The 20,598-nt window shown below is 64.8% G+C and carries 21 protein-coding genes; 5 read left to right on the plus strand and 16 right to left on the minus strand.

All coding sequences use genetic code 11. The annotated features are described in order from the left end of the window. On the minus strand, positions 1-229 hold a 229-nt coding region (locus tag ACREBX_RS03920), incomplete at its 3' end, for a hypothetical protein (protein WP_431560475.1). Here ACREBX_RS03920 and ACREBX_RS03925 point away from each other — a divergent pair. The 4 genes from ACREBX_RS03925 (at position 144) to ACREBX_RS03940 (ending at position 2,638) form a co-directional block, all read left to right on the plus strand. After that, the gene (locus tag ACREBX_RS03925; RefSeq protein ID WP_431560446.1) at positions 144-446 is read left to right on the plus strand and encodes a UBP-type zinc finger domain-containing protein; all 303 of its coding nucleotides are present in this window, start codon (positions 144-146) and stop codon (positions 444-446) included. The genes ACREBX_RS03920 and ACREBX_RS03925 overlap by 86 nt on opposite strands. 62 nt (positions 447-508) lie before the next feature. After that, complete coding sequence (locus ACREBX_RS03930) at positions 509-1,459, plus strand: DUF5996 family protein (RefSeq protein WP_431560447.1); 951 nt, start codon at positions 509-511, stop codon at positions 1,457-1,459. Between the two features lie 132 nt (positions 1,460-1,591). Beyond that, positions 1,592-1,834, plus strand: a complete 243-nt coding sequence (locus ACREBX_RS03935) for a hypothetical protein (RefSeq protein WP_431560448.1) — start codon at positions 1,592-1,594, stop codon at positions 1,832-1,834. Between the two features lie 48 nt (positions 1,835-1,882). After that, a complete protein-coding gene (locus ACREBX_RS03940; RefSeq protein WP_431560449.1) occupies positions 1,883-2,638 on the plus strand; it encodes an alpha/beta fold hydrolase in 756 nt (251 codons plus the stop codon). Here ACREBX_RS03940 and ACREBX_RS03945 read toward each other — a convergent pair. From ACREBX_RS03945 to ACREBX_RS03955, 3 genes are all read right to left on the minus strand, one after another. Next, on the minus strand, positions 2,589-3,632 hold the full coding sequence (locus ACREBX_RS03945) for an alpha/beta fold hydrolase (protein WP_431560450.1): 1,044 nt from the start codon (positions 3,630-3,632) through the stop codon (positions 2,589-2,591). The genes ACREBX_RS03940 and ACREBX_RS03945 overlap by 50 nt on opposite strands. Before the next feature lie 70 nt (positions 3,633-3,702). Further along, positions 3,703-5,370, minus strand: a complete 1,668-nt coding sequence (locus ACREBX_RS03950) for an MFS transporter (RefSeq protein ID WP_431560451.1) — start codon at positions 5,368-5,370, stop codon at positions 3,703-3,705. A 185-nt stretch (positions 5,371-5,555) separates the two neighbouring features. Continuing rightward, positions 5,556-6,941: a DEAD/DEAH box helicase gene (locus ACREBX_RS03955; RefSeq protein ID WP_431560452.1), complete on the minus strand. Its 1,386-nt coding sequence runs from the start codon at positions 6,939-6,941 to the stop codon at positions 5,556-5,558. A gap of 309 nt (positions 6,942-7,250) precedes the next feature. Between ACREBX_RS03955 and ACREBX_RS03960 the strand changes: the two genes are divergently transcribed. Next, positions 7,251-8,723: a glycerol kinase gene (locus ACREBX_RS03960; protein ID WP_431560453.1), complete on the plus strand. Its 1,473-nt coding sequence runs from the start codon at positions 7,251-7,253 to the stop codon at positions 8,721-8,723. Between the two features lie 144 nt (positions 8,724-8,867). Here the strand turns inward: ACREBX_RS03960 and rpmE are convergent, their stop codons facing one another. From rpmE to rpsB, 12 genes are all read right to left on the minus strand, one after another. Then, positions 8,868-9,095, minus strand: a complete 228-nt coding sequence (rpmE, locus tag ACREBX_RS03965) for a 50S ribosomal protein L31 (RefSeq protein WP_248453964.1) — start codon at positions 9,093-9,095, stop codon at positions 8,868-8,870. Between the two features lie 157 nt (positions 9,096-9,252). Further along, entirely contained in the window at positions 9,253-9,732 is a 480-nt protein-coding gene (fabZ, locus tag ACREBX_RS03970) for a 3-hydroxyacyl-ACP dehydratase FabZ (protein ID WP_431560454.1), read from the minus strand. Between the two features lie 5 nt (positions 9,733-9,737). After that, entirely contained in the window at positions 9,738-10,436 is a 699-nt protein-coding gene (locus ACREBX_RS03975; protein WP_431560455.1) for an OmpH family outer membrane protein, read from the minus strand. Beyond that, on the minus strand, positions 10,436-13,123 hold the full coding sequence (gene bamA, locus ACREBX_RS03980) for an outer membrane protein assembly factor BamA (protein ID WP_431560473.1): 2,688 nt from the start codon (positions 13,121-13,123) through the stop codon (positions 10,436-10,438). Before bamA ends, ACREBX_RS03975 begins: the two co-directional genes overlap by 1 nt. Before the next feature lie 73 nt (positions 13,124-13,196). Then, entirely contained in the window at positions 13,197-14,327 is a 1,131-nt protein-coding gene (gene rseP, locus ACREBX_RS03985) for an RIP metalloprotease RseP (RefSeq protein WP_431560456.1), read from the minus strand. Then, positions 14,320-15,486, minus strand: a complete 1,167-nt coding sequence (locus ACREBX_RS03990) for a 1-deoxy-D-xylulose-5-phosphate reductoisomerase (RefSeq protein ID WP_431560457.1) — start codon at positions 15,484-15,486, stop codon at positions 14,320-14,322. The genes rseP and ACREBX_RS03990 overlap by 8 nt, the downstream gene beginning before the upstream one ends. 1 nt (position 15,487) lies before the next feature. Then, positions 15,488-16,165: a phosphatidate cytidylyltransferase gene (locus tag ACREBX_RS03995; protein WP_431560458.1), complete on the minus strand. Its 678-nt coding sequence runs from the start codon at positions 16,163-16,165 to the stop codon at positions 15,488-15,490. Positions 16,166-16,168: 3 nt separating this feature from the next. Next, complete coding sequence (gene uppS, locus ACREBX_RS04000) at positions 16,169-16,855, minus strand: polyprenyl diphosphate synthase (protein WP_431560459.1); 687 nt, start codon at positions 16,853-16,855, stop codon at positions 16,169-16,171. 162 nt (positions 16,856-17,017) lie between these two features. After that, complete coding sequence (gene frr / locus ACREBX_RS04005; protein WP_431560460.1) at positions 17,018-17,572, minus strand: ribosome recycling factor; 555 nt, start codon at positions 17,570-17,572, stop codon at positions 17,018-17,020. Positions 17,573-17,646: 74 nt separating this feature from the next. After that, positions 17,647-18,369, minus strand: a complete 723-nt coding sequence (gene pyrH, locus ACREBX_RS04010) for a UMP kinase (RefSeq protein WP_431560461.1) — start codon at positions 18,367-18,369, stop codon at positions 17,647-17,649. A gap of 115 nt (positions 18,370-18,484) precedes the next feature. Beyond that, entirely contained in the window at positions 18,485-19,411 is a 927-nt protein-coding gene (tsf, locus tag ACREBX_RS04015) for a translation elongation factor Ts (protein WP_431560462.1), read from the minus strand. 151 nt (positions 19,412-19,562) lie between these two features. After that, entirely contained in the window at positions 19,563-20,459 is an 897-nt protein-coding gene (rpsB, locus tag ACREBX_RS04020; protein ID WP_431560463.1) for a 30S ribosomal protein S2, read from the minus strand. Between the last annotated feature and the right edge of the window lie 139 nt (positions 20,460-20,598).

Consider the following 20,598-nt stretch of genomic DNA (forward strand, 5'->3'; position numbering starts at 1 on the left):
TCAGGGTGAGTCGAAAATGGTGGTTTTCCGTGACCCGGAGCGCAGCGTACATCTGGTACGTGAGCACCGGAAGCACGGGAAATTGCCATTTGCAGACCGCCATGGGCTGAATGTCGATTGGTCCTAAAGCATAAGGAAACGCCATGACATCCTGCTCGCACGAATCCGCAATCCAGGGCGTCGTCCCAAGCGCGAAGGGGTGCGAGGAATGCTTGGCTGCCGGCGGCATATGGGTCCATCTTCGCCTCTGCCGTTCGTGCGGCCATGTCGGATGCTGTGACGATTCGCCCCGTCGCCACGCGCGCGCGCATTTTCATGAAACCGCACACCCGATTATCGAGGGATATGATCCCCCCGAAGGCTGGGGATGGTGCTATGTCGATGATGTCCAGGTCGCCCTCCCCGGCCAGACGCCGCAGATCGGACCGATTCCGCGCTATTTTTAGGCACAGAAACGGCTAAACATCACGTGGGGGCGGCGCACGATTTGTCGACAAGGAAAACCGCGATGTCAGCGACCGAGCAATCCGCGATCTGGCCCGAACTGCGCTGGGCCGACTGGCGCGATACCGCGCTCACGCTGCAGCTGTGGACGCAGATCGTCGGCAAGATCCGCCTGTCGTTGACGCCGTGGCTCAACCACGGCTGGCAGGTGCCGCTCTATGTCAGCGCGCGCGGCCTCACCACTTCGCCGATTCCGGTCGGGCACGAGCTGCTCGAGATCGAATTCGACTTCATCGTCCACCGGCTGATCTGCCGCACGAGCCAGGGGCAGGAACGCGAACTGGTTCTCGAACCGCGCAGCGTTGCGGATTTCCACGACCGGTTGCTCGGACTGCTCGCCGACCTTGGCATCGCGGTGCGTATCCATGGCGTGCCGAACGAGGTTCCCGAACCGATCCCGTTCGCGCGCGACGAGAGCCACAAAAGCTATGATGCCGATGCCGCGCATCGTTTCTGGCGCGCGCTGATGCAGGTCGACCGCGTCTTCAAACTGTTCCGCAGCGGGTTTCTGGGCAAGGCGAGCCCCGTGCATTTCTTCTGGGGCAGCTTCGACCTGGCGGTCACGCGCTTTTCGGGGCGCGCGGCGCCGCCGCACCCCGGCGGCGTGCCCGGCCTGCCCGACCCGGTGACGCGCGAAGCCTATTCGCACGAGGTCAGCAGCGCGGGTTTCTGGCCGGGCGGCGACGCTTTTCCCGAGCCGGCTTTCTATTCCTATGCCTATCCCGAGCCGACAGGCTTTCGCGAATATTCCGTGCCATCCGCGGCGCGGTTCGACGCCGGCATGGGCGAATATATCCTGCCCTATGACGCGGTGCGGACGGCGGCGTCGCCCGATGCGTTGCTGCTCGATTTCCTCGAGCGCACGTATGGCGCGGCGGCCGATGCGGCGAGCTGGGACCGCGCCGCGCTGGAGTGTCCGCTGGGCGCGCCGGCGCGCGTTCGCGAGACGAGTTGAACCGCTCTTTCGCCGAGCGGATGCACTCGTGGCTTGCCCTCACCTGTCGGATTAACTTACAGTTTACCATAAGCCCGGCGCGCCGAATCCCGCATTTGCGCCGGTGGCACGGCGCTTGCTTAGGCTATGGTGATGCTGAAAAAAATCGGACGCCTGTTCGTCATCAAGACCCGCTTCGAAGCGTGCCTCATCATCTATGCGCTCGCCGTCGGGGCGATGGCGCGCGGCGCCGCCTATCTGCACGAATATCCGGGGACCGGCGGCAAACTGTTGCTGCTCGCTTGCACGGGTTCGGTATTCCTTGCGGGCGCGAAGATTTTCGACTGCCTGCGCCATGAGCAGGCAGCCGCCGCCCTCGCAAAACAGGCCGAATAGGCCCCGTCGGCCTTTCGCCTGTCACCCAGATATGCGAAGGCGTGCCCCATGAGCAGGATCAGCGGCCGCCCGGCCATCAGCAGCGAGCATGTTTACGGCCTGAGCCTGCGCGTCGCGCGCTGGCGTGCGGGTGCGCCCGGCACGCCCTTGTTGTTCCTGAACGGCATCGGCGCCGATCTGGCCGCCGCCGCGCCGCTGCTCGCGCAGATCCATGGCCGCGAGGTGTGGACGCTCGACATGCCCGGCGTCGGCGGCTCGCCCGATGCGCTGCTGCCCTATGGCGCGCCGACGATCGCGGCGGTGGTGATGGAGATCGCCGACCGCCTTGGCCACAAGACGATCGACGTCGCCGGGTTCAGCTGGGGCGGCGCGCTGGCACAGCAGATCGCGATCCAGTTTCCGGGCCGCATGCGCTGTCTCGTGCTGATGGCGACGACTCCGGTCATGGGCGCGCCCGGGATCGGATGGGCGGCGATGTTCGACGACGACATGCTGGCGAGCGGGCTCAAGATCCAGACCGCGACCCCGCTCGGCATCGCCTACCAGAGTGCCGCGATGACGGGGTGGAGCAGCGTCGGCTTTCTGTCAGGATTGAAGAACATCCCGACGCTGGTGCTGATGGGCGAGCAGGATGGGGTGATGCCCGCCTGCTACAGTCAGATGCTCGCCGACCAGATCGACGGCGCAGTGCTGGAAGCGGTGCCGGGTTCGCACCTGTTCCCCTTCACCCATGCCGCAGCGATTTCCACGCGGATCAGCGCGTTTCTGGATCAGCAGGCGCCGGGGCAGCAAGCCGCCGCGTAAGGAAATCGGCGATCGCCTTCGCGGTCGCATCGGGCGCCTCCTCCATCGGCAGATGGCCGATACCCGGCAGCATCACGACCTCCGACCCCGCAATGCGTTCGTTGAAGGTCTTCGCGGCGCTGGGGTTGATCAGCCGGTCCTTGTCGCCGAACAGGATCAGGGTCGGCGCCCTGAGCTCGCCCACACGCGCCGCCATCGCGGGTTCGCGGTCCATGCGCGCGCGCAGCACCGTCGCCGCGCGATTGCCCGGAAAGCGCAGCAATTCCCAATAGCGGTCGATCATCGCGTCATCGACGATCTCCTGCTTCTCGACCGACCCGCGCAGCGACTGCTCGACGAGCATCCGCGGCGTAACCCGCGTCGCGAGCCAGCGGCCGAAGGAATATTCGAGGACACGGAAGCCGACGTTCGACGGCGGCGCCTTCTCGCCCTTGCGCAGCGGCATGCCGCTCGCGTCGATCAACAGCAGCGCATCGACGCGGCTTGGTTCCGCCAGCGCGTAGCGCCAGCTGACCCAGCCGCCCATCGAATTGCCGCCGAGGACGAAATGGTCGAGCCCGAGCTTGGCCGCGACGACATCGACCGCGTCCATCATTCCCTGCGCCGAATAATCGGTATCGGGGATCGCGCCGGTCAGACCGTGCCCAGGCAGGTCGAGCGTGACGATGCGATAGGTGGCGCCGAGCCGCTTCACCAGCGGTTCCCACGTATGGAGACTGGCGTTGGAGCCATGGATCAGGACGATCGCGGGCGCGTCGCGCTTGCCCTGGTCGCGGTAGTGGATTTGCTGCCCTGCCGGTCCCGCGACGAACGTAGCGTTCGGCCCGCCATATTTGGCGATCATCGCGCCGCGATCGGTATCGGGCGTGCGCAGCGCTAAGAAGGTGGCGAGGATCGCCAGCACCAGGCCGAGCGGGGCCAGTACCCGCTTGCGCCGGAACAATGGCCGCGGTGGCGGCGGTGGATCGAAATCTACTTCGTCGGCAATCATCATGCCCCCCTCAAGGCTGGCATAACCCTAGCGCGCCGGGGCGCTGGGTCAATCTATGCCCAAGGTCAGGACGCTATGGGTGCAGCGAGCGGCGGAAGGTTTCGGGCAGAAACAGCAGGCCGACAACCAGCGTGAGCACCGCAACGATCACCGGATACCACAGGCCATAATAGATATTGCCCGTCGCCGCGACCATCGCGAACGCGGTGGTCGGCAGGAAGCCGCCGAACCAGCCATTGCCGATATGATAGGGCAGCGACATCGCGGTGTAGCGGATGCGGCTGGGAAAGAGTTCGACGAGCAGTGCGGCGATCGGGCCGTAGACCATCGTCACGAGCAGCACGAGATAGAAGAGGATCGCGACGACGAGCGGCTTGTTCATCGCTGCAAGGTCGGCCTTGGCGGGGTAGCCCGCGTCCGCGGTGGCAGCGGCGAGTTCCTTGCGAAAAACCTCGGCGGCGGCAGCGCGGTCCTCTTCGGCAAGCCGCCACGGTTCGGGGGCCACCAGCACGCGATTGCCGATCCATACGTCTGCGGCTTCGCCAGTGCGGCGCGGGCGGGTGACGCTCGTATAGCTGACCCCTGCCTTGGCGAGCGCCGATTTGGCGATGTCGCAGCCGGTGCTTTCGAACTTCTCTTTGCCCACCGGATCGAACTGGAAGGCGCAGGCGCCGGGGTCGGCATTGACCGTGACCGCGGCGCTCGCCTGCGCCTTCGCCATCGCGGGGTTGGCAGCGGAGGTCAGCATGTGGAAGGCGGGAAAATAGGTAAGCGCGGCAAGCGCGCAGCCCGCGAGGATGATCGGCTTGCGCCCGATCTTGTCGCTGAGCCAGCCGAAGAAGATAAAGAAAGGCGTGCCGAGCGCGAGCGCGATGGCGATCAGTATATTTGCCGTCGCCCCGTCGACCTTCAGCGTCTTTTCGAGAAAGAACAGCGCATAGAATTGCCCCGAGTACCAGACCACAGCCTGCCCCGCGACCGCGCCGAACAGCGCGACGATCACCCATTTCAGATTTTCCCAGCGCCCGAAAGCCTCGGTCAGCGGCGCCTTCGACGTCGTGCCCTCTTCCTTCATCTTCTTGAAGATCGGGCTTTCCTCGAGCTGGAGGCGGATCCACAGCGAGACGCCGAGCAGGATCACCGAAATCAGGAAGGGAATGCGCCAGCCCCAGTCGGCGAAGGCTTCTTCGCCAATGACCGAGCGAATGACGATGACGACGCCGAGCGCCGCGAACAGCCCAAGCGTCGCGGTGGTCTGGATGAAGCTGGTGAAGAGGCCGCGTTTGCCGTCGGGCGCATGTTCGGCGACATAGGTCGCGGCGCCGCCATATTCGCCGCCGAGCGCAAGCCCCTGGACGAGCCGGAGCGCGACGAGCAGCACCGGCGCCGCGACGCCGATCGACGCATAGCTGGGCAGGATGCCGACGAGGAAGGTCGAGGCGCCCATCAGGCCCATGGTGACGAGGAAGGTGTTCTTGCGTCCGACGAGGTCGCCAATGCGCCCGAACACCAGCGCGCCGAACGGCCTTACCGCAAAGCCCGCCGCAAAGGCCGCGAGCGCGAAGATAAAGCCGGTGGTTTCGTTGACGCCTGAGAAGAATTGCGCCGAGATGATCGTCGCGAGCAGGCCGTAGAGATAGAAATCATACCATTCGAAAACCGTGCCGAGCGACGAGGCCAGGATGACCTTCCGCTCGCTCTGCCGACTGTCGATGGTTGCCGTTTCCCCTATGTCCGTCATCCGCTGCCCCCAGGTTTAAGCCCCTCCTCTTCAGGGGAGGGGTTGGGGTGGGGGCTGTCGGCCTTGCGCCAGGTTGATAGCCCCCACCCCGCTCGACTAAAGGGCCGGCTATGCCGGACCAAGTCTCACTGCCCCCTCCCCTGAAGGGGAGGGGCTAGAGGAGCCTAGCGGACGGGAGGCATGCGTCAACCGACGCGGGTTACCGCACCCTTGTGGGCGCCGACGCTTTTGTTGCGCGGGCGGAAGCGGCGCTTGCGCTGGCCTTCGGCGCCTTCGCCCGCCGCGCCCGCACCATCACGGCGCGGACCGCGTTCGCCTTGCGGCTTACCGCCGTTACGGCCGCGGTTGGCATCCTGACGCTGGCGGTTCGGATCACGGCCCTGGCTGCCGGTGTCGCGCGGTCCCGCAACCGGCTTCGGGAGGTTGCGCACGAGCTCGTTGAAATTTTCGGGCAGCGGCATCGGCTCGGACTTGCTCCGCGTCACGCGCTCGATATCGCGCATGTACGGACGCTCATCGGGCGCGATGAAGCTGATCGCCTTGCCCTCGGCACCTGCACGCGCGGTGCGGCCGATGCGGTGGACATATTGTTCGGGCACATTCGGGATTTCGAAGTTGATGACGTGCGAAACGCCCGAAACGTCGATACCGCGCGCGGCGATGTCGGTCGCGACGAGCAGCTTGATGTCGCCCGAACGGAATGCCTGCAGCGCGTGGGTGCGCTGCGACTGGCTCTTGTTGCCATGGATCGCCATCGCCTTGATGCCCGCGCCCGCAAGGTGACGCACGACGCGGTCGGCGCCATGCTTGGTGCGGGTGAAGATCAGTGCGCGGTCGATGTCTTCGCTGGCGACGACCGAATGGAGAAGCGCCTGCTTTTCCTTCTGTTCGACGAAGGTCGCATACTGGCTGATCTTTTCGACGGTGGTTGCCTGCGGCGTCACCGACACCGTGACCGGATCTTCGAGGAACTGTTCGGCAAGGTGCGCGATTTCTTTCGGCATCGTCGCCGAGAAGAAGAGGTTCTGGCGGCGCGACGGCAACAGCTTGGCGACGCGGCGCAGCGAGTGGATGAAGCCCATGTCCATCATCTGGTCGGCTTCGTCGAGGACGAAGATTTCGACATCGTCGAGGCGCAGCGCGCGCTGGTCGATCAGGTCGAGCAGGCGGCCCGGCGTGGCGACGAGGATGTCGACGCCGCCCGACAGGTCGCGGATCTGCTTGTTGATCGGCACGCCGCCGAACACGGTCGAGACGCTGAGCTTGGTGAAGCGGCCATAGTCGCGGCAGCTCTGCGCGATCTGCGCCGCGAGTTCGCGCGTCGGCGCGAGAACGAGCATGCGGCAGCCGCGCGGGGTCGGACGGTGCGGATAGGTCAAAAGGTGGTGGATCGACGGCAGCGAGAAGCCCGCAGTCTTGCCGGTGCCGGTCTGCGCGATACCGCAGAGGTCGCGGCCCTTCATCAGCGGCGGGATCGCCTGGACCTGGATCGGGGTCGGGGTGGTGTAATCCTTGGCGGCAAGCGCGCGATTGATGTCGGCGTGCAGGCCAAAGTCGTTAAAAGTCGTCATAAAATACTCACATAGGGCGACGCGCAGGCGCATCCGTTCGCATCGAACGGACGGCGCACGGCCGCGGGTTCGAAACGACCCGCGTGAAAGGGTGCCTCTGGGGACAAAGCGCTGGTCCGGCTCGTCCCGCGCCTGATTTGGGCGGGAAAATCACGCTGCCGGTGGTTGCGGCGGGGAGGCCCGCCATGCTGCGCTGCACAATATATGGCATAGCGCCCGCAATTTTGCAAGGTGATTACGAATGTTAGTGTCGCGCGGCTTGTCGCGACGCCTTTCTTTCTGCATCAAAAGCGGAAGAGGGAGAGGAAAATGGCCGAGAAGATCATCGTTATCGACGAGGGAACCACCTCGACCCGCACGATGCTTTTCAGCGCCGACGGCACGCCGCTCGGCAGCGCGCAGCGCGAGATCCGGCAGCATTACCCCGGCCCCGGCCTCGTCGAACATGACGCCGCCGAAATCTGGAAAGCCACCCTCGCCTGCACGCGCGAGATGATCGCGCAGGCCGGCGGCGCAGATCATATCGCCGCGATCGGCATCACCAACCAGCGCGAGACCGTGGTGTTCTGGGACCGCACGACCGGCGAACCGCTGGCCCGCGCGATCGTGTGGCAGGACCGGCGCTCGGCTGCCGACTGCGCCGCGCTGAAGGAGGCCGGGCATGAGGGGCAAGCGCAGGCGAAGAGCGGCTTGCTGCTCGATCCCTATTTTTCGGGGACCAAGATCGGCTGGGCGCTGAAAAACTGGCCGCAGCTCAAGGAGGCGGGCGACCGGCTCGCGGTCGGGACGGTCGAATCCTATCTCGTCTATCGCCTGACCGGCGGGGCGCATGTCACCGACGCGAGCAATGCGTCGCGCACCTTGCTGATGGACATCAACGGCAATGGCGGCTGGGATAGCGAATTGTGCGATCTGCTCGGCGTACCGATGGCGTTGCTCCCGGAAATCACCGGTTGCACGACGCGCGTCGGCACGACCGACCCGGCGCTGTTCGGCGGCGCGATCGCGATCTGCGGCATGGCGGGCGATCAGCAGGCGGCGACGATCGGACAGGCATGCCTGTCGCCGGGGCAGACCAAGGCGACCTTCGGCACCGGCGCCTTCATCCTGTCGGCTAGTGGCACGACGCGGCCAGTATCGAACAACCGCCTGCTGGCGACGGTGCTGGTGCAGGAGGGCGATGTTCGCTCCTATGCGCTGGAGGGATCGGTGTTCGTCGCGGGCAGCCTGATCAAATGGCTGCGCGACGGGCTCGGCCTGCTCGCCAATGCGGGCGAGAGCGAGGGGTTGGCGCGATCGGTGGCCGACAATGGCGGCGTCTATCTGGTCCCTGCCCTCACCGGGCTTGGCGCGCCGCACTGGCGCCCCGATGCGCTTGCGGCAATATCGGGACTGAACTTCGCGACGACCAAGGCGCATGTCGCGCGCGCGGCGCTGGAAGCGCAAGCCTATCAGGCGCACGACCTGAAATCGGCGTTCGCCGCCGATGGGGTCGACTGGGCCGAGGTGCGGATCGATGGCGGCATGGCGGCGAACGACTGGATGGCGCAGGATCTGGCCGATGTGCTGAACCTGACCGTCGAGCGGCCCGATTTTGTCGAGAGCACGGCGCTCGGCGCCGCGATGCTCGCCGCAACCGGCGCGGGGCTCTATCCCGACCTGGCGAGCGCGGCGAAAGCGATGCGCGGCACCGCGACACGCTTCACCCCCGCGCTGGATGCCGACAAACGCAAAACGCGCCTTGCCGGGTGGCAAAGCGCGCTTTCAAAGGTTTTGGCATAATTTCCGATCCTCCCTGTCGCGAAGAGATGGGGAGGTGGCAGCGCGAAGCGCTGACGGAGGGGCTATAGCGCCGCCCCTCCACCACTCGCTACGCGAGCGGTCCCCCTCCCCATGCCTGCGGCACAGGGAGGATCAAATACAGGCTTAACGCTTGAGGGTAAGACCACCGAAACGCTTGTTGAACTTGGCAACCTGGCCCGCAGCGTCGAGCATGCGTCCGGTGCCGCCGGTCCAGGCCGGGTGCGCGGTGGGGTCGATTTCGAGCGTCATCGTGTCGCCCTCTTTGCCCCAGGTCGAGCGCGTCTGATATTCGGTGCCATCGGTCATCTTGACGTTGATCATGTGGTACGCGGGGTGAATGTCTTTTTTCATGTCTCTTGGCTCCTGTGCCGCTGGTTACCGACCAGCAGCCGAGTCTGTGCGTCCGGGGACGCGAAGCGGCGTCCCCTAACGGCGAATGCCGGATTTGGCAAGTGGGCGCTTGTTTTCCGGCTCACGCCGGAAGCGGCCGGTGCCGCTTATCTAACGCTTAGTCGCTCGGCGGGTCGGCGATCATTGCAGTGAACTGGCATTCCGCGGCGAGCGCGCCATTCAGCATCGCTTTGCCTTCAAAGCGACAAACGCTGCGCTTGGCCTGAATGATCGTGGCATGCAGGTCGAGCAGACAGCCGGGTTCGACCGGCTTTCTGAACTTCGCCCCGTCGATCGCCATGAAATAGACAAGCTTGCCCGTGCCCGCGAGGCCCATCGATTCGATTGCGAGAATGCCGGCGGCCTGCGCCAGCGCCTCGACGATGAGGACGCCGGGCATGATCGGCCGGCCGGGGAAATGCCCTTGGAAAAAAGGCTCGTTCATCGTCACCGCTTTGACCGCGTGGATCGAGGTGTCCTTCACCATCGATTCCACCCGGTCGACGAGCAGCATCGGATAACGATGCGGCAGCAGCGTCAGGATCCGGCGGATATCCACCGGTCCCATCGCGCCGTCCGGCTTTTCCCCGTCCGTCATCGATCTTAGCGGGTCGTCGGTGCGGTGCCGGTCGGTGCCGGAGCCGGGGTCGCCGGACGCGTTCCGCCCTGTGCGGCGCGCGCCTGGTCCATCAGCTGCTGATTGCGCTGCTGGACAAGCTGGCCCGGCTGGTAACCCGCCGGCACCGCGGTCGACACGTTGGGCAGGATGCGGTTGAGTTCGGCGACCACGGCGTCAGTGATGTCGACATTGTTTTCGCGTGCGATCACCGCCTCGGGGTTGACCAGCAGGTCGACCTTCTTCGCGGTCATCGCGGCCTTGATCGCTTCGTTCATGCGAACGCTGATCTGGTCTTCGACATAAGCGATGGCGAGGTCGACGGGCGCGCCGATCTGACCGAGTTCGGTCTGCGCGGACTGGCGCTTGTCCTGGACGGCCTTGGCGGCCGCCTGCAGCGCAGTCTGGTTGACCGGGGTCTTCTTCGCTTCTTCGTTATATTTGGCGATGAGGACGTTGATTTCGGCCTGCAGCGTCTGGCCGCGCGACTGCTGCTGGTCGATCTGCGCCTTGTAGGTCGTTTCGATCTGCGTCGAGGCGGTCTGGAAGGCGTTCGAACGCGCAGCGGCGACGCGGACGTCGGCGACGCCGACACCCTTTGCCTGGGCGATCGCGGGGACCGACAGAATGGGCGAAACCGACAGCGTGGCAATCGCCAGCGCCGAGGCGGCAAGGATTTTCTTCATCAGAATTGGGTTCCTACATTGAATGAGAAGCGTTTGGTATCATCGCCCTCTTCTTTGCGAAGGGCGTAAGCGAAGTCGATCCGGAAGGGACCGAAAGGAGAGTTCCAGTTCACCCCGGCGCCGATCGACACGCGCGGCATCCACGTATCGCCGAAGAAGCGTTCCTCGAACGGCGGAAGCGCGCTGAAGCCATTTGCCGTGTCGCACGTCGTATATTGATTGGTCGTATTCGGGGTCAGCGTCGCGAAGACATCCTCGCTCGTCGATGCCTTGCGACAGCGATATTTTATCAAGCCTTCGCCGGCTACGCCTGGACGCGTATCACGAAAATCCTCAAGCGTCGTGAGCTGCGGCCTGCGCACGCTGAACACCGAACCGACGTCGAGGAAGATCGACGGACGAAGACCCATTTCCTTCGCCCCCGTGCCGAGCGGAATATCGAGTTCGAGCCGGCCCTGATAATAAGCGCGGCCGCCGAGCGCGTCGTCGATCTGACCGCGATCGTCGGTCGTCGTGTCGAGCACCGGATTGGCCGGATCGCTGATATTGACTGAGCCGTAGCGGATGACGCGCGGGCCGACGCCGCGAATGTCGAAGCCGCGCATCTGCGGTTCGCCGAGGAAGAAGCGGTCGGTCAGGCGGATCTTGTCGCTCGTCGGGGTCGGACGCCCGCCGAACGGATAGATATAGCCGCCTTCGGCCGAGAGGTTGAGGATGAAGCGGCTGCCGAGGTTGAAGTGCTTGCTGCCCGAAAGGCGGGTGCGGACATATTTGACGCTGCCGCCAAGGCCCGCGAAATCCTGGCTCAATGACAGCGACTGGCCGCGCGTCGGGCGCAGGCGGTTGTCGCGGTCGTCATAGGCGAGCGTGTAGCCGAGCAGCGAGGTCGTGCGGTTGCCGATTGCATCGCAGAGGTAACGGCCGGCGACGAGCGGGTCGCACTGGTCGCCGAAATAATAGATACCCTTATCGAGCGTCACATCGTCGAAATTGATGCTGTAGCGCGCGAAGAAGGACATGAATTCGGTCAGCGGCACACCGGCGTTGAGCTGCAGGCCGGTCGTGACCTGCTGGAACGTCGTCCGGCGGTCGTTGTTGATGAAGTTGAACGAGTTCAAATCGCGGCGATAGACGCTGCCGCCTACCGAAATATTGCGGTCGAACAGATAGGGTTCGGTGAAGCCGAGTTCGATCGACTTCGAATAGCTCGAATAATTGACCGACGCCTGGAGCTGCTGGCCGAGGCCGCGGAAGTTGCGCTGGCGGATCGACGCCTGGAGCAGAAAATTCTCGATCGACGAGAAACCGGCGGACAGCGACAGTTCGCCAGTCGGCTTTTCCTCGACATTGGTTTCGAGGATGATGCGGTCGGGGGCGCTGCCTTCCTTGCGTTGGATTTCCAGATTTTCCTGGAAATAGCCAAGGCTGTTGATGCGGTTTTCGGTGCGCTTGACACCGAAGCTGTTGAACGCGTCGCCTTCGTTCAGGCGGAATTCGCGGCGCACGACCTTGTCGTGCGTCAGCGTGTTGCCGTTGACGTCGATCCGCTCGACGTAAGTACGCGGGCTTTCGGCGACGTTGAAGGTGATCGCCATCGTCCGCGTTTCGGGGTCGCGGCGGAATTCGGGATTGATGTCGGCAAAGGCATAGCCGAACAGGCCCGCGGTTTCGCTCAGGCTTTCGATCGTGTCCTCGACCAGCTTGGCATCATACCAGTCGTCCTTCTTCATCGGCAGCAGCTTCTTCAGCATTTCGGGCTGGAAGTCGCGGATTTCGCTCTTCACGTCGATGTCGCCGAACTTGTAGCGTTCGCCTTCCTCGACCACATAGGTGATGATGAAATCCTGCTTGTTGCTCGTCAGCTCGGCCACCGCCGAAATTGTACGGAAATCGGCATAGCCGTTGGTGAGATAGAAGAGCTTGAGCTTCTGCTGGTCATAGGCGAGACGATCGGGGTCGTAGCTGGTGTTCGACGACAGGATCGTCATCAGGCTCGACTGCTTCGTCGCCATCTCGTCCTTGAGGTCGCCGTCGCTGAACTTCTCGTTGCCGATGATGTTGATCTGGCGGACCTTCGATTTCGGCCCTTCGTTGATTTCGAACACCACGTCGACGCGGTTCTGGTCGAGCGACACCATCTTGGGCTCGACCGTCGCGGCGAAGCGGCCCTGGCGCTTGTAGAGTTCGATGATGCGCGCAACGTCGGCGCGGACTTTCGAGCGAGTGAAGATCTGGCGCGGCGCGAGCTTGATCTCGGGCCGGATCTTGTCTTCCTTGAGGCGCTTGTTGCCTTCGAGGATGACGCGGTTGATCACCGGGTTTTCGGTGACCTGGATCGTCAGCGCACCGGCGTTGTCGGTGATCTGGAAATCCTTGAACAATTCGGTCGCGGCCAGATCCTTCAGCGCCTGATCGAGGATCGACCGGTCATATTGCTGGCCGACGCGCAGGCGCAGGTACGACAGGATCGTCTGCGCCTCGAGCCGCTGGTTGCCGACGACGGTGATCGACTTGACCGTCGTCGCCGCGGGGGCCGCTTCGGGTGCAGGAGCCGGGACGGCGGGAGCAGGAACGCGCGGCGGCGCGACTTCCTGCGCCATCACCGGCGTCGCCAGCATCGTACCTGCCATGAGGAGGGCCGACAGCTGTGTCCGCGCCGAGAGTTTGTGTGAAGCCACGCTGTTCATCCCGAAAAAATAACTCAAAAGCGACAAACCCGCCTGACCGCGGGTTCGCGCGCCACTCCCTGCCCCAGACTCGCTAGCCAATCAAGCGGGCGATCCTGTCCCACACGCCAATTGAGCCCAAATCATTGAAAGTCACGACCAGCATAAGGGTCACGATTGCCGCAAAGCCGAATCGGAACGCCCATTCCTGCGCCTGCGGCGGCGCGGGGCGGCGCCGGATCGCTTCATAGGCGTAAAAGGCCAGATGACCGCCATCGAGCATCGGCAATGGCAAGAGGTTGATGAACCCCAGATTGATGGAAATGAAGGCCACGAAGACGATCAGGGCGGCAACGCCCAAGGTCGCCTGCTCACCCGACTGCTTCGCGATCTTGATCGGCCCGCCCATTTCCTTGACCGAGCGTTGGCCGGTGACGAACTGCCCCAGTATCTTGCCGGTCAACTGGACGATGTTCCAGGTCTGCGACGCGCTCGCCTTCACCGCCGCCAACGGACCGACGGGGGCATATTTCAGCGCGCCCGACTGGATACCGATGATTGCCACCTCGGCCTTGTTCCCGAAACCGTCGGTTTCGGTCGTGACCCGCGGGCGCAATGTGATCGCGAGCCGCTGCTCGCCACGCGCTATATCGAGGCTCGCGGGCCGACCGAGATCATAGGCCACAATCTTCGGTATATCGCCGAAGCTATCGACCGACTGTCCGTTGATGCTGGCGATGCGGTCGCCAATACGAAGACCCGCCGCCTCGGCCGCGCTACCTGCTTGCACGCCGCCGATCACCGGCGGAACCGTGGCAACGCCATAGGTCATGTTGAACGCTGCGAAAATCGCAATCGCGAACAGGAAGTTGGTCACCGGTCCCGCAAGGACGATGAGGGCACGCTTCCACACCGGCTGCGCGGGAAAAGTGTGCAATTTCTGGTCGGCTGGCAGTTGCTGCCACGTCGCGTCGGGCTGGCTTACCGCATCGCGGTCGCCCGCGAACTGGACATAGCCGCCGAGCGGCAGCCAGCCAATCTTCCATTCGGTGCCGCGCTTGTCGGTCCAGCCGAGGATCTTGCGTCCGAAACCGATCGAAAAGGTATCGGCCTTCACCCCGCACCAGCGGCCGACGATGTAATGGCCATATTCGTGGACGAACACGAGCGGCCCCAGCACCGCGAGGAACGCGATCGGATAAAGCCAAAGCGGAATGTCAGGCATGTTCATATTGGTCCACAAAATGCTGAGCAGCCGCGCGGGATGCGGCATCGACGCTGAATATGTCCTGAAGCGATGTCGGCACCGCGGGCGCATCGGCATCGATCACGCGGCGCACCGTATCGACGATCGCGGGAAAGGAAATGCGTCCCGCGAGGAAAGCGGCGACCGCCACCTCGTTCGCGGCGTTGAGCTGTGCGGGGCGCGCACCGCCCTCGGCAATCGCGGCACGGCAGAGCGCGGTCGCGGGAAAGCGGATCTCGTCGGGCGCCTCGAAATCGAGCCGCGCGATGCTGGCGAGGTCGAGCGGCGCGCAGGGTGTCGCCATCCGCTGCGGCCAGGCGAGCGCGCTGCTGATCGGAATGCGCATGTCGGGCGAGCCGAGCTGCGCGAGCGTCGAGCAGTCGATATATTCGACGAGGCTGTGAATCACCGACTGCGGGTGGACGAGGATTTCGATGCGATCGAGCCCGACGGGGAACAAATGATGAGCCTCGATCAGTTCGAGCCCCTTGTTCATCATCGTCGCCGAATCGACGCTGATCTTGGCGCCCATCGACCAATTCGGATGCGCGACAGCCTGTGCGGGGGTAACGCGCGTCATGTCGTCGGCGCTCATCGTGCGGAACGGGCCACCGCTCGCGGTCAGGATGATGCGGCGTACCTGATCGATCCGCCCGCCCGCGAGGCACTGGAAGATCGCGTTATGCTCGCTGTCGACGGGCAGGATCGTCGCGCCCGACGTTCGCGCCACCGCGGTCATCAGGTCGCCCGAGGATACGAGGGCTTCCTTGTTGGCGAGCGCCACATCATAGCCGGCGGCAAGTGCCGCCATCGTCGGCGCGAGACCGGCGGTGCCGACGATGGCCGCCATCACAAGGTCCGTGGGTCGCTGCGCCGCTTCGACCAGCGCCTCGGCCCCCGCCGCCACGTCGATGCCGGTGCCGGCCAGCGCCTCGGCGAGCTCGCCATAGCGCGCTTCGTCCGCAATCACCGCGATGTCAGGGCGAAATTCGCGGGCGAGCTTCGCAAGCTCGGCCACGTCGCTGTTCGCCGTCAGCACGCCGATCTGCCACGCCTCGCCGTCGCGCCGAACCAGATCGAGGGTCGATTGCCCGACCGATCCCGTCGCACCGAACAGCGAGAGGCGGCGCTGCGTCATGTCAGCCCGCCACCCGCACGGCGATCTGTCCGGCGAAGGCGAGCGCGCCGAGCAGCAGCGCGACCGGCAGCACGCCATCGACGCGGTCGAACAGGCCGCCGTGGCCGGGGATGAGCTTGCCCGAATCCTTGACCCCGGCGCGGCGCTTCATCCAGCTTTGTGCAAGGTCGCCGAGCTGCGCGAGCAACCCCATGAACAGGCCGATCCACAGCGGCACCCCGACGATGCCCGCGCGGTCGCCGATCGTCGCGCTGGCGATCAGCGCCGCAACCATGCCGCCGATCAGCCCCGACCAGGTTTTCGACGGGCTGATTTTCGGCGCAAGGCGAGTGCCGCCAAAAGCACGGCCGGCGAAATAGGCGCCGATGTCGGTCGCCCAGACCATGCCGAAGACCCACAGCGCGGCGGTGACCCCCAGCGCATCGCGGATGAACCAGAGCCCTGCCATCGCGCCGAGAACGAGGATCGGGCCGAGGACATTGAGGCCCGTCCTGGCGCCGCCGCCGAGGGTCATTGCGCGCACCAGTGCAAACCACTCGACAAGGACGAGCGCGCCGCCGACGAGGAGCAGCAGGCCGAAAGCGAGCCCCCCGAACCACAGTGCAGTGCCCGCGATCGCAAACAACACGATCGCCGACCCTATTCGCACCAAAAGGTCCGATTTACCCGCTGTCGCCATGCCCTAAAGTCCCCCGTAACGGCGATCGCGCCGCGCAAAATGGTCGAGCGCTGCCTTGAGATCGGCCGGTTTGAAATCGGGCCACAAGGTATCGGTGAAATAGAGTTCGGCATAGGCCGACTGCCAGAGCAGGAAGTTCGACAGCCGAACCTCGCCCGAGGTACGAATGAGAAGGTCGAGCGGGGGCATGTCGGCGGTGTCGAGATGCGCGGCGATCGCTTCCTCGGTGATCGGGCCTTGTGCGGCGGCGGCGGTCGCGGCGCGGACCAGCTCGTCCTGCGCGCCATAGTTGAGCGCGACCGCGAGCGTCGTGCGCTTGTTGCCCGATGTGCGGTCGAGCGCGTTTTCAATCAGCTTGACGACATCGGGCGCGAGCGCGCGCCAATTGCCGATCACTTTCAGCTTCACATCGTTCGCCGCGAATTCGTCGAGGTCGCTGAGGATGAAGCGCTTCATCAGCCCCATCAGGTCGCTGACTTCTTCCTCGGGCCGCTTCCAGTTTTCGGAACTGAAGGCATAAAGCGTCATCGCCTCGATGCCGAGGTCGCCCGCGGCGCGGACGATGGTGCGCACCGCCTCGACCCCGGCCTTGTGACCGGCGACGCGGGGCAGCAGGCGTTTCTTGGCCCAGCGGCCATTGCCGTCCATGATGATGGCGACATGGCGTGCGCCGTGGCTGGTGCTCACCATTCCTCCCCGCTCGCGGGGAGGTGGCAGCGCGAAGCGCTGATGGAGGGGGTGTGCGGCTTCAAGCTGCGTCGCGTCAGGACGCGAGCCCCCTCCACCACCCTTCGGGCGGTCCCCCTCCCCGTCCCGGGGAGGATTTGAGAGGGGCTGACATGCCGCATAGGCTTAGCCCAGGATTTCCTTTTCCTTGGCGGCCGCAGCGGCGTCGAGTTCGGCGATCGTCGCGTCGGTCAGCTTCTGCACCTCGGTTTCGTGGCGCTTGCGCTCGTCCTCGCTGATTTCCTTCTTGTTCTCGTCGGCCTTCAGATTGTCCATGCCGTCGCGGCGGACGTTGCGCACCGCGATGCGCGCCGCCTCGGCATATTTGCCGGCGAGCTTCGACAGTTCCTTGCGGCGCTCCTGCGTCATTTCGGGGATCGGCAGGCGCAGCATCTGGCCGTCGACGATCGGGTTGAGGCCAAGGCCCGCCGAGCGGATCGCCTTGTCGACCGGGCCGACGTTCGTCTTGTCCCACACCTGCACCGACAGCATGCGCGGTTCGGGCGCGCTGACCGAGGCGACCTGGTTCAGCGGCATCTGGCTGCCATAGACTTCGACCGTCACCGGATCGAGCAGCGCGGTGTGCGCGCGGCCGGTGCGCAGGCCGGAAAGGTCGCTCTTCAGCGATTCGACCGCGCCGTGCATGCGGCGCTCGAGGTCGGCCTTGTCATATTTCGCCATCGTCTATTCCTCTTCTTGATCTTGTCAGGCCGCGTCGGCGGGGATTTCGTCAGTCGGCGTCGCCGGGCATTTCGTCAGTCGGCGTCGCCGACGATGGTGGAAACCCCCTCGCCCGCCAGCACCCGCGCCAGATTGCCGGGTTCGCGGATGTTGAACACGACGATCGGGATATGATTGTCGCGGCACAGCGCCACCGCGCTCGCGTCCATCACCTTCAGATTGTCGGCGAGCACGCGGTCATAGCTCAGCGTGTCATAGCGCACCGCGCCCGGATCCTTCTTCGGGTCGGCGTTATAGACGCCGTCGACGCTGGTGCCCTTCAGCAGCGCGTCGCACTTCATTTCGGCGGCGCGAAGCGCGGCGCCGCTGTCGGTCGTGAAATAGGGCGCTCCGACGCCCGCGGCGAAGATCACCACGCGGCCCTTTTCCATATGACGCTCGGCGCGGCGGCGGATCACCGGCTCGCACACCTTGTCCATTTCGATCGCCGACTGGACGCGCGTTTCGACGCCAAGCTGTTCAAGCGCATTCTGCATCGCGAGCGCGTTCATCACGGTGGCGAGCATGCCCATATAGTCGGCCTGCGCGCGGTCCATGCCCTTGGCGGCGCCCGCCATGCCGCGAAAAATGTTGCCGCCGCCGATGACGAGGCAGATTTCGAGCCCGCGCTCCTTGGCTTCCTTGACCTCGGCGGCCATGCTCGCGACGGTTTCGGGATCGATACCAAAGGGACTGGAGCCCATCAGCGCCTCGCCCGACAATTTCAGCAAGATGCGTTTCATGCCGGGCAGAGCCATGATCGGGGGAACCTTATGTAATCGATGAATAAGCGAATGGCGCGCACCCTAGAACGGGCACGCGCCATTGCCAAGCGGACTGCGGCGCTTCGGCGCAGCAATCGCGCGTTTCTTTTTAGACGCCAGCGACCGCTGCGACTTCCGCCGCGAAATCGCTTTCTTCCTTCTCGATGCCTTCGCCGAGCTGGAAGCGGGTGAAACCCTTGAGCGTGATCGTCGCGCCGACATCCTTGCCGGCAGCGGCAACGACTTCGGCGACCGGGGTCTTGCCGTCCATCACGAACAGCTGCGACAGCAGCGCGTTTTCCTTGCGGAACTTGGCGATGCCGCCATCGACCATTTTCGACGCGATCTCAGCAGGCTTGCCCGACTGAGCGGCCTTTTCCTCGGCGATCGCACGTTCGCGCGCGATCAGGTCCGGGTCGAGATCGTCGCCGTTCAGCGCCAGCGGGTTCGCGGCGGCGACGTGCATCGCAAGCTGCTTGCCCAGCGGTTCGAGAACGTCGGCACCGGCGGTCGATTCGAGCGCGACGAGCACGCCGATCTTGCCCATGCCGGGTGCGGCGGCGTTGTGGACATAGGCGGTCACGACGCCCGAGTTCACCGACATGATCGCCGAGCGGCGCAGCGACTGGTTTTCACCGATCGTCGCGATGTTCTGCGTCAGCGCTTCGGTGACGGTGCCGCCCGCCGGATAGCCCGCGGCGCCGAGCGCGTCGACGTCGGTCAGGTTGCCGGCAAGCGCGACGCCGGTCACGTCGCGAACAAAGCCCTGGAACTGTTCGTTCTTCGCAACGAAGTCGGTCTCGCTGTTGATTTCGACCATCGCGCCGCGGGTGCCGTCGGTGGCAACGCCAACCAGGCCTTCGGCGGCAACGCGGCCGGCCTTCTTGGCGGCGGCAGCGAGGCCCTTGGTGCGCAGCCAGTCGATCGACGCTTCGATGTCGCCGCCATTTTCGGCGAGCGCCTTTTTGCAGTCCATCATGCCTGCGCCCGTGCGGTCGCGCAGTTCCTTGACGAGAGCGGCCGTAATTTCAGCCATGGGTGATCCTTTCCAGTGTGGAGCAGTCCGGTAACGGGGCTGCTGCGCCGCACGCGTGGCGGCGCGATAAGTCAAAACGATGACCCGAACGATTGAGTGGAGGGCGGCGGCTGCCGTTTCGCAGCGCGCCGCCCCCGTCATTCAGGCGCGCTTAGGCGTCGCTCTGACGTTCGGTTTCGGCAGCGGCTTCGGCCGGGACCTGTTCGTCTTCGGTCACCGGAGCGGCAGCGGCTTCTTCGACAGCCGGAGCGGCTTCGATGGCCGGGGTTTCTTCAGCAACAGGAGCGGCTGCTTCTTCGGTCAGTGCGGCTTCGGCGACGGGCTCGACAGCGGCGCCGAGATCTTCGCCGCGGTTTGCACGGGCCTGCTGGCCGCCACGCGTTGCCGCCTGGGCAACCGCATCGCAGTAGAGGCGGATGGCGCGCGCGGCGTCATCGTTCGCCGGAACCGGGAACGCGATGCCGTCGGGCGAGACGTTCGAATCGAGGATCGCGACGACGGGGATGCCAAGGACGTTGGCTTCCTTGATCGCCAGCTCTTCCTTGTTCGCGTCGATCACGAACATCACGTCGGGAATGCCGCCCATGTCGCGGATGCCGCCAAGGCTCATTTCGAGCTTGTCGCGTTCGCGCGTCTTGTTGAGCACTTCCTTCTTGGTGAGGCCCGAGGTGTCGCCCGAGAGCTGCTCTTCGAGCGTCTTCAAGCGCTTGATCGAACCCGAGATCGTCTTCCAGTTGGTGAGCATGCCGCCCAGCCAGCGGTGGTTGACGAAGTGCTGCCCCGAAGCGCGCGCGGCGTCGGCGATCGGACCCTGCGCCTGGCGCTTGGTGCCGACGAACAGGACCTTGCCACCGGCGGCCGACGAGGACGCGATGAAGTCGAGCGCGCGCGCGAAAAGCGGCACGGTCTGCGACAGGTCGAGAATGTGGATGCCGTTGCGCGCGCCGAAGATGTACGGCTTCATGCGCGGGTTCCAACGGTGGGTCTGGTGGCCGAAGTGGGCGCCAGCTTCGATAAGATTCTGCATCGTGACGACAGGTGCCGCCATAGTCTTTCTCCTTCCGGTTGGTCCTCTGGAAAGCAAGAACCGAAGGCCCGCAAGCGGACGATCCGGCACCGGTTTATGTGCGCCTTCCATGTGGAATGGGCGGGCCGTTAGCCGCCTTGGCCGCCAAAAGCAAGGGGCG

Source organism: Sphingopyxis sp., assembly GCF_050725655.1.
Lineage (GTDB): Bacteria > Pseudomonadota > Alphaproteobacteria > Sphingomonadales > Sphingomonadaceae > Sphingopyxis.